The organism is Tamlana sp. 2_MG-2023, from assembly GCF_030548465.1.
Lineage (GTDB): Bacteria > Bacteroidota > Bacteroidia > Flavobacteriales > Flavobacteriaceae > Pseudotamlana.
On the sequence record NZ_JAUOSF010000003.1, the window covers coordinates 144,497 to 157,752 of the forward strand.

Here is a 13,256-nt window from a genome sequence, read left to right on the forward strand (position 1 = left end):
GAGGATGACGAAAGACAAAAAAGGATTTATAAATAGATGGCATAATATTATATACATGTGGAAACGTGTTATTGATACTTTGCCTGAATCTTATATTGAAGATTTGTCTCCTAGAGTGCCTATAAAAAAAATAAAGCTGGTAGGGAAAACTTTAGTAGCTGATTTTCTTCGCATGTTTAAAGCTTCTAGAATTCCACAGTCTAAAATCTGGTTTTTAATACTTTCAGAAAATAATATTCAAGCTTTAAAGGCGACAAAAGAACAAACGCCGCATTCTATTTATGTGACGTATTTTAGGTTTCGTTCAAGCTTAAACGCAAATCTCCATACTTTTTCTTTGGGCATTAAATTTTTATATGATTTAATATATCCCCTAACTTGGTTTAAATTTTATTTAAATGATAAAGTAACCGCTCGGAGGTTTTATGATATGTTATTTACTGTGAATGGTACTTATGAAGCTAGCGTGAGGTTATTAAAAAAGAAAAAACCTCAGGCCATTGTTTTTACAAATGATCATATGGTAACTTCAAGGTCATTGTTATTGGCCGCAAATCATCTTGGAATTCATACTTACTACATACAACACGCCTCTGTAACCAATAATTTTCCGCCTTTAGAGTTTATTTACGCTTTACTAGAAGGTGATGATGCACTGAATAAATATAAGGCCTGTGGCGAAGTTAAATCTGAAGTGTATTTGGTGGGTATGCCTAAATTTGATTCTTACGCCAATTGCGTTAATACTAACGATAAGCTAGAAATTTTAGGCGTAGCATATAACCTTATTGATGATCTTGAATTTATTTCTAAATTCTTAGTCCAATTAATGGCAGAAAACCCAAATTTAACAGTTGTAGCAAGAGCTCATCCAGCCGACCAAAGGGTATTGCCCATTATTTCTGGGGTTGAAATTTCTAATCCGAAAGAAGAAAGTGCCTTTGAATTTTTAAATAGAATAGATGGCTTGGTTGCTAGTGATTCTTCTATACATTTAGAAGCTGTATTGGTAAATGTCTACCCTTGTTATTATACTTTTGGAGAAGGTTACAAGTATGATTCCTATGGTTATATTTCTCAAGGTTTGGTTGAAGATTTTAAAACTATGGAGGCCTTAAGTTTAAAACTTCAAGAGCTTAGTCTTTTAAAACCCAACATACAGCATAAAGCAACATATTATAACGCATCCATTGGTAAGGATTTTTATGGTAAATCGGCATTAAAATGTTCTGAAATTATATTGAAAACATTAAAGGCTTAATATATTGAAGAGTAAAATTTTAAGGAATTCAGGAATATATAGTATTCTTAACTTATTGCAAAAGGGAATTAATTTTCTTTTGGTTCCTGTGCTTACGGTATATTTAACCACCTTCGATTATGGTATCATATCGGTAGTGGCTTCAATTAATGCTTTTTTAAATGTTTTTTATCTTCTGTCTTTAAATGGCAGTTTGAATCGGTTTTATTACGAGTATAAAGACGATGAAGATAAAGTTAATAGACTGTTTGGTACTATTGTCACCTTTGTTTTCGGGTTTAGTATTATCCTTACTCTTGTTTTACTTCTCACGCATCAATATGTGTTAGATCCTTTTCTTGATGAAATTAGTTTCTACCCATACATGCTCGTAGGTATGATTACGGCATTGTTCAGTCCTGTTTTTACTATTTACCAGAATACGTTACAGGCCAAACAGAATGGCACGCAGTTTGGAAAAAACAACCTATTGTTTTTTATTACAAACATCACTTTTTTATTAATTGCTGTGATTGTTTTGGAGCTAGGTGCTTTGGGTGTTATTGGCGCTTTAGCCTTAACCAATTTTATATTTTTCATTTATACATTAACCAAATTCGGTAAGGATATTAAGATTGGAATCGATCGCCCGCTACTGAAACAATCGCTAAATTACGCCTTACCTTTAGTGCCACATTCTTTATCTGGTGTGGTTACCAATGTTATTGATAGGTTGTTTGTAAATAAGCTATTATCTACATCTTTAACTGGAATATATAGTCTAGGTAGTACCTTTGGTTCCATTGTGTTTTTAATAGCCTCAGGGATTAACCAAGCCTTTGTTCCTTGGTTTAATGAGCAAGTCAAAGCAAATAATGTTAAAAATATTCCTACAATTGCTAAGCTCCTGGTGCTTTTTTATTGTTTTATAGCTCTGGGCTTGTCTTTCTTTGGTAAAGAAGTGATTGCTTTTGTAACCCCAGAATCTTATCATCAAGCTTGGGTGGTTATTCCTTTTATTGCCTTTGCCTTCGTATATCATGGGGTCTATTATTTTTTTGCAGGATCACTATTTTACGATATCCAAGGTAGAGGGACTAAGATTATTCCCATTTCTACTATCTCGGCAGCAACAATTAATATTGCTTTAAACATCCTTTTAATTCCCCAGTTTGGTATTATTGGCGCCGCGGTTTCAACACTTCTTGCGAAATTTATACTTTGTATTTCTCTAAAGTTTTTTTATAAAAAGTATTTAAACCTAAAATATCCAGAATTGTTTTTAATATTTGTACCCTTACTATTTTTTAGTGTTTCGCTGTTAAGTTTTTACGATGACGCGAATTTAATTATTAAGATAGTAATTTACCTTGTGCTGCTAATAGTAGTCATTATGGGGTATAAATCGACGATAAAACAATTAATTCAGAAAGGAATTTAATGAAACTTCTAATTGTTAACACCTTATATCATCCTTATAAAGTGGGCGGTGCTGAAATATCAGTGCAGGCTTTAGCAGAGAACTTAAAGAAACGAGGTGCCACAGTTGCCATCTTAACTTTAGGAGAATTTGAAGGCAAGGAGGAGGTTAATGGTATAACGGTTTGGAGGTTGAAAATTGAAAACGTTTTTTGGCCATTTTCAGATGCTAAGCAAAGCACCTTGAATAAGGTAAAATGGCATTTTAACGATGTCTACAATAAAAGATACGATGCTAAAGTTACGACTGTTTTAAATAGTTTTAAGCCTCATGTCATGTTTACCAATAACTTAGGTGGTTTCTCTGTGAGACTCTGGGATTTAGCCAAGTTCAATAATGTTAAGGTGGTTCATACCATTAGAGATTATTATCTACAGTGCCCAAAAACTACCAAATTTAATGGAGACCATAATTGTGTACAGCTTTGTACATCGTGTAAGCTGTATGCTTCTAAAAAGAAAAAAGCTTCTGCAGGTATTGATTATGTTGTTGGTATCAGTCAATACGTGCTACAAGATCATTTAGAAAAGGGTTATTTTCCTCAAGTTAAAAAAAAGGTTATTTACAACGGATTTAATTTTAATTACCAAGCTGAAGATTTTAAGTTAATGGATTCTAATGAAGTAGTTTTCGGATACATTGGTCAGATTAACAAGGAAAAGGGTGTTGAGTTCATGTTAGAAAGCTTTTCAAAAGTAAAACATGACAACTGGAGGCTTGTGATTGCTGGAAAAGTGGATCCAGATTATTTACAGGTCTTAAAAACTATAAATAAATCTGTTAAAATTGAATATTTAGGATATACCAGCAGTTCTGAATTTTATAAGAAAATGGATGTTTTAATAGTGCCTTCTCTATGGCATGAACCATTTGGAAGAGTTGTTCTAGAAGGCATTATTAGTAATAAAATGGTTATTTCTAGTAAAAATGGAGGCATAAAGGAAATCATGAGTCAAAACCCAGAGTTAACATTTAATACCCATAACGATGAATTGACGCGTCTCATAGATCGTATCATCATCAACAAACACGAACTGTCATTTAGTAATAATAAAGAATTCATGGAGAAGTTTAATCTTGAAAACACGGCTTTAGAATACTATAATTTATTTTCAGAAATTTAAAAAGCATGTTATTCAATTCTATTGCCTATTTAATTTATTTCCCTATTGTTGTAGCTGTGTATTTTATGACACCGGCTAAGTACAGATATATTTGGTTGCTTATTTCTAGTTATTATTTTTATATGAGCTGGAGTCCGAAATATGCCATTTTAATGCTTTTTTCTACATTGGTTACTTATTTAAGTGGGGTTTTAATTCAACGTTCTAATTTAAAGGAAAACCTCAAAAAGAAGGAATTTGAGAAAAAATTGTGGGTAGCACTTAGTTTTACAATAAACCTAGCTATACTCTTCTTCTTTAAGTATTTCAACTTTATCAATGAATCGTTTACCAGTGTTTTTAATCATTTTGGTGTGAATTGGTGGGTGCCTAATTTTGATGTTTTACTTCCAGTAGGGATATCGTTCTACACTTTTCAGGCTTTAAGCTACACTATGGATGTGTACCGAGAAGATATTAAAGCAGAACATAATTTTTCAAAATATGCACTATTTGTATCGTTCTTTCCTCAGCTCGTTGCTGGTCCCATAGAAAAATCAACACATCTATTACCTCAGTTATCCAAACATTATAAATTTAACTATGAAAGGATGAAAGAAGGTTTGATTCTTATTGGCTGGGGCCTGTTTAAAAAGATTGTTATAGCCGATAGACTTGCTGCTTTTGTCAATACGGTATATAATAATCCAGATCAATTTGAAGGCTTTACATTAGCCATTGCAACCGTATTTTTTGCTTTTCAAATTTATTGCGACTTTTCATCTTATAGTGATATTGCCATAGGATCGGCTAAAGTAATGGGCTTTGATCTTATGGAAAACTTTAGAAGACCTTACTTTTCTAAATCTGTAGCCGAATTTTGGCGACGCTGGCATATTTCGTTAGGAGGATGGTTTCGTGACTATTTGTATTTTCCTTTAGGAGGAAATCGAGTGAAAAAAATAATCTGGTATAGAAACATCATGATTGTTTTCTTATTAAGTGGTTTATGGCACGGCGCAAGTTGGAATTTTGTAATCTGGGGTGTGCTCCATGGTATATTTCAAGTACTAAGCTTTGAGTTCTCTAAATTTAATAAAGGCATTGGAAAGTTTTTAAAAATTAGAAGAGATAGCTTTAGTTACAAGTTGTATCATGTCATCATTACCTTTATTCTTGTAGATTTCGCTTGGATATTTTTTAGAGCGAATAATTTTACTGACACAAAGTACATTTTAACACACTTGTTTAAGTTTAATCCATGGGTGTTTTTTGATGGATCTTTGTATAATATAGGCCTCGATGAATACGATTTTAAATTGGCTATACTTTCTATTTTATTCCTGTTATTTATTGATTTGGTTCAAAGAAAATATAGATTATCCGATTGGATAAAGAAACAACATATTTTTGTGAGGTGGAGTACCTATAGCTTTGTTATATTTTTTATGATCATTTTTGGTTACTATGGTTCTGGTTATGATGCTACCCAATTTATTTATTTTCAATTTTGATAGATGAAAAAATTTAAGTTTTTTAAAATAACTGTTTTTTTAATTGTAGTAACTTGTTTACTTATTTTGGTGAGTAATCTTTTTAACCCTAAGAGTCCCAGAATAACTGCCTTTTATGAGGAACCAGAAAATTCATTAGATGTTATTCTTTTAGGAAGCTCATATATGGCCAATGGCATTAATCCAAATGTTCTTTGGGAGCATAATAAAATTACAAGTTATAATTTGGGTGCGGGGTCGCAACCGATTTGGATTTCTTATTTTTTTTTAAAAGAAGCACTAAAGTATCAGACCCCCAAAGTTGTGGTTTTAGAGGCTTATTACTTACATGATTTAAAGAATTATAAAAAGTATGATAATTATGCTTTAGAGGCTACGAATAGAAGAAGTCTAGATCAGTTGAATTTTTCATTAAATAAAATTCAGGCGATTAAAGCAAGCGTACCAAACGAAGAGTTTTGGGATTATTTTTTCACCATTAATAAGTACCACGATCGATGGAAAAATTTGGTGAAAACTGATTTTCAATTCAATAATGAGTTGTCAATTTATAAAGGGTTTTCTAAAGTAAATCGAACGTTTGTAGATACTAGAATTGAAAAACATGGTGTTAAAACAGAAATTAAACCAAAACCTCTGCACCCTAAAAGTGTCGATTATCTTAATAAAATCCAGGCATTATGTCGAGAACATAATATCCAATTGGTGTTGCTAAAAACACCCATGTCTCAGTTTCTTTATAGTCAAGACCATGTAGATACTATGATGGCTATTAAAGAAATTGCAAAAAAAGGTGATATTCATGTCATAGATTTTAATAGTTTCTATCAGAAGATAGGTTTTGATTTTAAAAAACACATGTCTGATCAAGGAGGACACTTAAATGCAGAAGGAACGGAATTAGTATCTAAAGCGTTAGGAGATCGTCTAGAAAAGCAATTTTTTCAAGAGAAAAAAACGAAAAATTCCGTAGTTGAAATATGGAATGGTAGTTTCCAAAAGTATAAAAAAAGTGAGAATGCAAAATTGGCTCTTTCAAAAATAAAAAAATCTAAAACACTCCCAGAATATTTTAGCTATGCTAAAGCCTTAGATTTTCTTGTTTTAGTTTCTGTTTTTGATGATGGCAGTGGCCAGTACCGAAATTATCATAAACCTCTTACTGAATTTGGGTTAAATTCTGATTTGAATAAAAAATTCCGCTGGAGTTATTTAGGGGTTAAGAATAATAAATCAGGTTATGTAAAAGAGGTTGTTGACAGCGTAGCCATTGATACTACATTTCGAATAGGTAAGCTTGATATTTCAATGCTTAGTGTTGGTGGTAATAAGGCAGGGAGTAGGTCGAGTATAAAAATTAATGGTAAAGAGTACTCAAAAAATAAAAGAGGCCATAACTTTGTAATTGTTGATATAAAAGATGAAACTGTTTTTGATACTTTTAATGTTGACACACATGGTGATAATAAACTAACCATTAAAAGGTAATGCTAACTCAGTGAAATTAAACTTCAATAAAATATTTTTTATACTGCTTGTAGCACAAATTATTTCTGTTCAAGGGATAATCGTATTTAATATATTCAAGTTTTTTGGAAACTGGGAGTTGAAGTCATACTTACACTTAACCACAGTGATTTTTACGCTAGCTACGGTGGCTTTCTATAGGCTAAACAAAGGTACAATAAAGCTATCGCTAACCGATATCATGTTTTTGGTTTACTCCATATTCTGTTTTTTTGTTTTGTTGTATAATATACAAGAATTTGAATCTATAGTTATTGCCTTCCGGGAGGTGCTTTTGTTAGGTTTATTGGTTTTTGCTTATCAGCAAATATCATTATCAGAGAAGTATTGGAATAAAATTCTACGTTTACTTCATATATTGGTCATATTGAACCTTGTTTTTATAGGTTTAACATACGTTCTTGGTCCAAGGGCATATATGGAACTGGTTACAGGCAGATACCGGTGGCCTCACGATCCAGACTATAAGTTTAAAATAAGTAGCTTTTTGATGTTCTGGAGGTCTCCTGGCTTAATAGGAAGCCCTGGGAATGTTGGTTATTTTGGTTTGCTTACTTATTTGTTATTCGATCAAAATGAAAAGTATAAGAAGAAAGCTGTTTGGCCTATTTTATTAGCCATTGTAGGTTTTGTTAGAAGTGTATACCTTGTTTTGGCTGTATATTGGGTGCTAAAATTTTTTCTCACTAAAAAAAATTTAAAAATAATAAAAGAAGCCTTGCCTTATTTAGTTCCTATTTTTCTAATAGTAGGTTATTTTTTATATTCAAAAGGCATTTTAGATTTAACCTCTCTGGCAATGCGAATAGACCACTGGGTGCATGATATTAACGTTGATTTTAATGTGCTTCTTGGAATGGGTATTGGAGAAGCGGGGGGTGCTGTTAGAGGTGCAGGTTTTGTCGCAACATTGGATAACTATTGGTTGCTTATGTTAATATCTACAGGGTTGTTGGGTGTCATTCTATTATTATTGTTTTTTTATGAAAAAGCTATAGAAAATATGAAATTGAAATATGCTTTAGTTGGTTTTTTATGCGCTGGAATATTTATAACCTTAACACAAGGTATGGCATTTTTGGTGTTATTTCCCATGTTGTTTATTAGGAGAACTGGCTTAATACAAAATGAAGAATATGCAGATGAATAAACAAACATTATTGCTCGCTTTTTTGTGGGCCACTTTAGTGATTGCTGCGTTTCCTATTCTCACCTTTGGTTTAAGAAGTATTGCTACTATTTTATGGGCGGTATTAGGGATTGTAAATTATTGTGTAACTCCCAAATTATCTATTAAAAAGGACTCTAAAAAATTTCTCCACTTTATAATCGCAATGCTGCCGTTTTTGTGCTTGGTTGTTTCATTGTTGTATACACAGAATATCGATTATGGCCTGAAAAGATTAACAAAAATGCTTCCTTTATTGATTTTCCCCATTATTTTTTATTTGAATCGAGATGTTATAACGAAGGCATTTAGGGATAATATATTGTGGTGCTTCTCAATTTCTGTTATGATATTGGTTTTTTACCAAATGGGCTATACAGTTTATCATTTAGATTACTTTCTAGCGGATTTAACAGAAACTGAAATTGTAAGGAATAGATTGTCTAACCAGGATGTTTTAAATCAAGACGTGGTATCGGGTATAAAAACAAGACGGTATAGAAGTGCTTTATTAGACCTAACAGATACGCATTTTACCTATCAGGGACTCTGGATTATATTCACCGTGTTTATTTTGATAAAGAAAGCTTATATGTTTATAAAACGTAAGAACCTTAAAGGTTATCTTCTATTGGTGGTATCTGTATTATTAACCTCTTGGCTATTTATGATTTCTAGTAGAATGCCAATTTTGGCTATGTTTGTTGCTGCTTTTTATGTGTTATTTATTTCACGCAAAATAAAGTTGAAGTATCAAATTATCTTATTAGGAGCTAGTGCGTTGTTTCTAGTATTAGCCTACTTGGTCTTTACACCGCTAAGAGTTAGAGTTAATGAAATTTTTGATGCAAAATTTGATTTTCCTACTGAAACTAGAACGGAATATAATTACGATTCAATAAATGTGAGGCATGGAATTTATGCTTGTGCTTCGCATATAGTAAAAGATAACCTCTGGTTGGGGGTTGGTATCGGAGACTCTCAAGATGTTTTAAATGCCTGTTATAACGAAAAAATTAAAGCAAAAATTTATACTTGGCAAGATTACAATACCCATAACCAGTATTTATTCTTTGCCGTAGCTTCAGGTGTATTTAGTCTATTATTCTATTTGTTATTTTTATATTTGCAGCATAAAGAAGCTCTAAAATATAAAAATGGATTGTATTTATATTTTATTATCGTGGTTGCTCTTATTTCTTTAACAGAGAATATTTTATCAAGGTCAGACGGGGTAATGTTTTTTACATTTTTTAGCAGCCTATTTTTGTTTAATAATAGAGATATAAAATTGCATGATAATTATTAATGCCAGATTCCTAACTCAACCCCTAACTGGTGTTCAGCGTTTTGCTATTGAAATATCTAAACAGGTAAAAAAGCAGTTAGGCGATGAGGTTAGTTTTGTTACCTGCCCGGGTGTTTTAGACAACGCATTATTTGATGAGCTCGACGCAAGGGTTATTGGTACCAAAAAAAGTCATTTATGGGAGCAAATCGACTTGTATCGTTTTTTATTAAAAAACAATAAACCACTCTTAGTTTCATTTGGTTATACGGGGCCTCTTTTCTATAAAAACCAAATTGTATCCATACATGATGTAGCTTTTATCTATTACAAAGAAACCTTTTCCAAATCATTTGCTTTTACTTATAACTTTTTAGTGCCTAGAATAGCAAAAAGATGCCTGCATGTATTTACTGTAAGTGAATCAGCTAAAAAAGAAGTGTGTAAAGAATTAGAAATAGCTACTGATAAAGTAACGGTCACATACAATGGAATCTCTGAAACGTTTACAAAAAATGTACCTGTAGAGCTTCCTAAAAAAAATGATAGGCCATATGTTTTAACCGTTTCTTCGCATCACCCTAGAAAAAATTATGCTAGATTAATTGAGGCATTTAACGGCTTAGAAAATCAGGATGTAGACTTATATATCATTGGAAATGTAGTTGGACACTTTACTACAGACGAGAAGGTTCAACCGAATGATAACGTAAAATTTTTAAAGCATATTACTGACAAGCAATTGGTAGCTTATTATAAAAATGCTTCACTTTTTGTGTTTCCTAGTTTGTACGAAGGATTTGGTATTCCTGTAATTGAGGCCATGAGTCAAAATATTCCTTGTGTACTTTCTGACATTCCAGTTTTTAGAGAAATTGGTGACGATTCAGTAATATATGTTAACCCTAATGAGATTGGTTCCATCAGGAATGGGATTATTAAAGGGCTAGAATTGACCAGTAAATCTATCGTTTATCCTAAATTAAACAAATTTACGTGGGTTAATAGTGCTCAAGAGGTGGTACGGATAATTGAAAAATATAATTAACGCTATAATGAAGATATATGTTTTACATGTGTTGCATGAAATTGGGGTGTTGATGTATATTTAAGTTTTTGATTGAAAGTATCAATTTTGAAAAGTTTAAGATTGTTTGCAAAAGGGGGTATATTTGCAAGGTTGGCAAGCATTTTTTTATAAGATCAAGGTGTTACATACTCCACATGCTTATTGTTATCTAAGTGCAGTATTAAATTATACAGCTCGCACTACCGAGAACGATAGAAACAGGAATTACCACTCACCAATTGAGATTAGTCCATGTTTATAAAGAAGCTGAAAAGAAAGTCATAACAATATAATTGTAGAACTCTACAAAAAACGATGGAATAATAAAGCAGAAGAGCTTACTCTTTTTTAACTTAAAACATGATTATAATAATAATGAGGGTTTAGCCTATATTTGCAATTGTTTTAATAACTTTTTTATACATAGAAGTATGAGTAGAATCAAAATTATTCACATTCTCAATTCGGTTGGAGGAGTCGATGTGTCTTTAAGATTGATATTAGAAAATATAGATAGCAAAAAATTTGAAAGTATAGTTATTCATGGAACAGCAGATACTAAAACACCGTATGTTGACAATTTAGGTAATCCAGTTGTAGATTATAAGGTTCCAATTCAGCGAGATATTAGTTTATATAATGACTTGAGTGCTATAAAGCATACTTTGAAGATTCTTAAAAAAGAACAACCCTTGCTAATTCATGCACATAGTGCTAAAGGAGGAATTATTGCAAAAATCATTGCATCTATTATAAAAGTTCCTGTTTTGCATACACCCCAAGCTTATTCTTATTTAAGTGCTCAAAGTAATTTAAAAAAGAAACTTTTTTTGAGCACTGAAAGGCTTTTCGTTGGACTTAATAATAAAATATTAGCTTCATCTACATCTGAGCAAAATAGAGCAATTAATGAAGTTGGTTATCCAAAGGAGAAAGTTTTATTGTTTAACAATTCAATAAACCCTATAGATAAAACAGAGGTTTTATCTATACCCAAAATTTGGCCTGACAATTATATTTGTTCAGTTGGGAGACCTTCGTTTCAAAAGAATATCGAACTAATGTTAGATGTTATATTTGAAATAAAAAAATCTATCAATGACATACATCTTGTGTTGATGGGTGTTGGCTATCATTCTCCAAATTTAGAAGAAGTTAAGAGGAAAATAAAAGCACTCGGTTTAGAAAAAAATATAACACTTTTAGAATGGACATCTAGAGAAGATATATTTAATATTATTAAAGGGAGTAAACTTTATTTAACTACAGCAAGATATGAAGGTTTACCTTATTCGATTATTGAAAGTTTGTCTTTAGGTAAAGCTATAGTTGCTACTGATGCAGATGGAAACCGAGATCTAGTTGAAGATGGTTATAATGGACGTTTAATTTTTAATGAAAACATTTCTGATTTAGCACAAGCAGTTGTAGAAATTATAAATTCTGATAAAATTAATAAAACGTATTCTAGTAATTCATTACAGTTGTTTAATGATAATTTTGATATTACAAAAAACATATCCAAATTAGAAAACATATATTTAAATAATATAAATCAAAAAGAATAAATGAATATATCAGTTATAGGTACAGGTTATGTAGGTTTGGTTACAGGAACATGCCTGGCGGAAACAGGGAATAATGTATTATGCATAGACGTAGATCAAGAAAAGGTTGCAAAAATGAAATCTGGTGTTGTGCCTATTTATGAGCCACACTTAGATGTGCTTTTTCAAAGAAATATTAAGGCAAATAGATTAAAATTTTCAACATCTTTAAGTGAAGGGTTAGACTTTGGTGATATTATTTTTCTAGCATTACCTACTCCTGAGGGCGAGGATGGCTCTGCCGATTTAAAATACATACTTGGTGTTTCAGAAGATATAGGTAAATTAATTAAAGACTATAAAGTTATTGTAGATAAAAGTACGGTGCCAGTTGGTACTTCAGAAAAAGTCTATAATGCAATTTCAAAAAATACTAATGTTGAATTCGATGTTGTATCTAATCCAGAATTTTTAAGAGAGGGTTTTGCTGTAGATGATTTTCTGAAACCAGAAAGAATTATTATAGGGTCAGAATCTCCAAAAGCTATTGATTTAATGAAAAAGCTTTATAAGCCATACGTTCGATCTGGAAACCCAATCATAATTATGGATGAAAAGTCTGCCGAATTGACAAAGTATGCTGCTAATTCATTTCTTGCTACTAAGATTACATTTATGAATGAAATAGCAAATTTTTGTGAGAAAGTTGGGGCAGACGTTGATAAAGTTCGTATTGGAATGGGGACCGACTCAAGAATAGGTAAGCGATTTTTGTTTCCAGGAATTGGATACGGCGGGTCTTGTTTTCCAAAAGATGTTAAAGCGTTATATAAGTCTGGGCAGGAGAATGATTATGAATTTAAGATTTTAGACTCAGTTATAGAAGTAAATAAAGAACAAAAAACAATTTTAGTGCCAAGAATAAAATCATACTTCAAGAATAATTTAGAAGGCAAAAAAATAGCCATTTGGGGTCTTGCATTTAAGCCTGAAACAGACGATATAAGGGAAGCTCCCGCGTTATATATTATTGATGAGTTGTTAAAATTGGGAGCTGATATCATAACATTTGATCCTGAAGCAATGCCTAATGTTGAAAGAAAATTAGAGTCGAAAATAGAGTTCTCAAATAACATGTATGAGGCAATTGTAGATGCCGAGGCCTTAATTATTTGTACGGAGTGGGGAATGTTTAGAACACCCGATTTTTCAAAAGTAAAAAATCTAATGAAAGATCCAGTAATTTTTGATGGTAGAAATCTTTACGATCTAGAAGAAATTAAAAATGAAGGTATAATATATAGTTCAATTGGACGATAA

At 31.7% G+C, this 13,256-nt stretch carries 10 protein-coding genes; all 10 read left to right on the plus strand.

The window, feature by feature from the left end; genetic code table 11:
- The first annotated feature begins 4 nt into the window (after positions 1–4).
- The 10 genes from Q4566_RS06000 (at position 5) to Q4566_RS06045 (ending at position 13,256) form a co-directional block, all read left to right on the plus strand.
- A complete protein-coding gene (locus tag Q4566_RS06000; RefSeq protein ID WP_303419618.1) occupies positions 5–1,261 on the plus strand; it encodes a hypothetical protein in 1,257 nt (418 codons plus the stop codon).
- A 4-nt stretch (positions 1,262–1,265) separates the two neighbouring features.
- Positions 1,266–2,681 (plus strand): lipopolysaccharide biosynthesis protein, encoded by a 1,416-nt coding sequence (locus tag Q4566_RS06005; RefSeq protein ID WP_303419620.1) that lies wholly within the window; start codon positions 1,266–1,268, stop codon positions 2,679–2,681.
- Positions 2,681–3,844, plus strand: a complete 1,164-nt coding sequence (locus tag Q4566_RS06010; protein WP_303419622.1) for a glycosyltransferase family 4 protein — start codon at positions 2,681–2,683, stop codon at positions 3,842–3,844. Before Q4566_RS06005 ends, Q4566_RS06010 begins: the two co-directional genes overlap by 1 nt.
- A gap of 5 nt (positions 3,845–3,849) precedes the next feature.
- Entirely contained in the window at positions 3,850–5,337 is a 1,488-nt protein-coding gene (locus Q4566_RS06015) for an MBOAT family protein (protein WP_303419624.1), read from the plus strand.
- A 3-nt stretch (positions 5,338–5,340) separates the two neighbouring features.
- A complete protein-coding gene (locus tag Q4566_RS06020; protein WP_303419626.1) occupies positions 5,341–6,825 on the plus strand; it encodes an SGNH/GDSL hydrolase family protein in 1,485 nt (494 codons plus the stop codon).
- Between the two features lie 10 nt (positions 6,826–6,835).
- Entirely contained in the window at positions 6,836–8,014 is a 1,179-nt protein-coding gene (locus Q4566_RS06025) for a hypothetical protein (protein ID WP_303419628.1), read from the plus strand.
- Complete coding sequence (locus tag Q4566_RS06030; protein ID WP_303419630.1) at positions 8,007–9,341, plus strand: O-antigen ligase; 1,335 nt, start codon at positions 8,007–8,009, stop codon at positions 9,339–9,341. Before Q4566_RS06025 ends, Q4566_RS06030 begins: the two co-directional genes overlap by 8 nt.
- Complete coding sequence (locus tag Q4566_RS06035; protein ID WP_303419631.1) at positions 9,328–10,368, plus strand: glycosyltransferase family 1 protein; 1,041 nt, start codon at positions 9,328–9,330, stop codon at positions 10,366–10,368. Before Q4566_RS06030 ends, Q4566_RS06035 begins: the two co-directional genes overlap by 14 nt.
- Before the next feature lie 452 nt (positions 10,369–10,820).
- Complete coding sequence (locus tag Q4566_RS06040; RefSeq protein ID WP_303419632.1) at positions 10,821–11,957, plus strand: glycosyltransferase family 4 protein; 1,137 nt, start codon at positions 10,821–10,823, stop codon at positions 11,955–11,957.
- On the plus strand, positions 11,958–13,256 hold the full coding sequence (locus Q4566_RS06045) for a UDP-glucose/GDP-mannose dehydrogenase family protein (RefSeq protein WP_303419633.1): 1,299 nt from the start codon (positions 11,958–11,960) through the stop codon (positions 13,254–13,256). It begins immediately after the preceding gene.